Below are 1,720 nucleotides of genomic sequence, written 5' to 3'. Positions count from 1 at the left end.
TCGGCCCGGTGCAGACTTCGAAGCTGGGCTTGGTGTCGTTGCGCCAGCTTTTGTCCGTCCAGTTTCCCGGAATGGGCGGCATGCAGGCAATGGGATAGTCGGGGAATTGCAAAGCCCACCGGGTTTCGACTTCCTGTGTGGTGTAGCCGAAGGCGAGCGACACAAAGCCACCCTCGGCCTTCAGCGCCTTGACTGATGCGATCAACTCGCGGTCGCCGTCGGCACTCCAAAGCAGTTCGGCGCGAACATGCGGCCAGGTATGTTCGGCCACGCTGATGTTGAGGAAGCCGTTCCATTCACGGTCATCGGTGTAGCCGGGGAAGATCGTGCCTTCGCCGAACGACCATGAGACTTCGCGGCGCCCGCCTGCGTCGCGCGCTTTTGCGCGGGGCGAGGACTTTGGCTCGGCCTTGTCGAGCATCAGCACGAGAATGGAGGGGCGATCCGCTTCATCCAGAGGGCGGGAATCGAGGATATGGCGGCCATCCCGCCCGATGCCGAATGCGTTGAAGGTGGGCGAATGTCCGCCATTGGCATTGGCGCACTTCGTCCCGGCATCATGGTACTGAATATCTACGAATCCTGCCGGGCTTCGTTCGCGATCGGGCAGGAAGCAGAAGGTCACACGGCGGCCGTCGCTCGTTCGGGCAGTGATGGTGTATTCGCCATCGGGAACGTCGATGGGCTTGTGCGGCACGTCGTTGAAGCCCGCAAAGCCGAGCGCGACGGCCTCGGCCTGGGACATGACGGGATGGTCCGTGGAAGCGGTCATGGCAGTCTCCTATTGCTGTCGGTCAGGCGGCGCGGCGCTGGGCGATGAGGTCGGCAAAGCGGTCCCGCACGGCGCGGGCAGTCGGAAAGCGGTTGGCAAGCTGGTGGCGCGCGAGGATCGGCGCGCGGGCCTCGGCAATGGCCGCGGCCTCGGGCAATGTCGGCAGGCGCGGCGGCCACCCCCTGACGTATCGCAGACCCTTGGGCATCGCGCCCTCGGCCTCGCGGCGCCGCTGCGCGTCGATCTTGGCGGCCGCGATGCGGATCTGCAGGTCGGGCGGCAAGAGATCAGGTGCGGTGTCCGCAAGCCAGCGCGCTGGCTGAAACGAGAACGTGGACGTCGCCTCGAGGTCGCACAGGTGGATCAGTGCATCGTGGTTGGCGGGAGCGTTGGCCGATGCGCGGGCGTCGGCGATCGACTGCAGCACGCAGAATCGGCAGGAAAGCCGCGAACTGGAGTAGCAGGTATAGGCTTCGTGAAGCGGGATGCCGAGATGGCGGTGTGCGGCGAAGACTTCGGCCGTCGTCCATTCGACGATGGGATGCCAGAGCATCATGCGCGTGCCATGGGCATTGCCGGCACCGGCGTAGCGCGTGTCAGCCTTCCATTCCGGGGCTTTGGACCGCGCGGTGCTTTCATCACGGCGGATGCCAAGGACGTTGATGATGGTCTCGCCGCGCAGTGTGCGCGCCAGGTGCGGGCCGATGACATGGGCCTTGGCCTCGGAGGTGCAGAAGCGCAGCGAAGCCGAGGACCATGGACCGATCAGGTTGTAGGTTTCGAGGGCCTCGTAGCGGCGCTTGCCGTTCTCGAAGCGCTGTGCCCAGCGGTCGAACAGGTCGCCGGCATTACGGCGCACGACGCACAGTGGTAGATCCGCAAGCGCTGCGAGCCTTTCGACCATGGCAGGGGTGCTGTCCCATTCGGCGCGGCCGAGGTCGGCATGGA

The 1,720-nt window shown here is 65.5% G+C and carries 2 protein-coding genes; both read right to left on the bottom strand.

What is annotated here, in order from left to right; translation table 11 throughout:
• Window positions 1–772 (bottom strand): hypothetical protein (locus tag LH128_RS34105; protein ID WP_008833384.1); only part of this gene is annotated, 772 nt, incomplete at its 3' end.
• A 22-nt stretch (window positions 773–794) separates the two neighbouring features.
• Window positions 795–1,720, bottom strand: a 926-nt coding sequence (locus LH128_RS29580; RefSeq protein ID WP_008833383.1) for a phosphoadenosine phosphosulfate reductase domain-containing protein, incomplete at its 5' end; no start/stop codon positions are given.

This window comes from Sphingomonas sp. LH128 (genome assembly GCF_000293195.2).
GTDB lineage: Bacteria > Pseudomonadota > Alphaproteobacteria > Sphingomonadales > Sphingomonadaceae > Novosphingobium > Novosphingobium resinovorum_A.
This window is presented reverse-complemented; position numbering and strand designations above follow the sequence as displayed.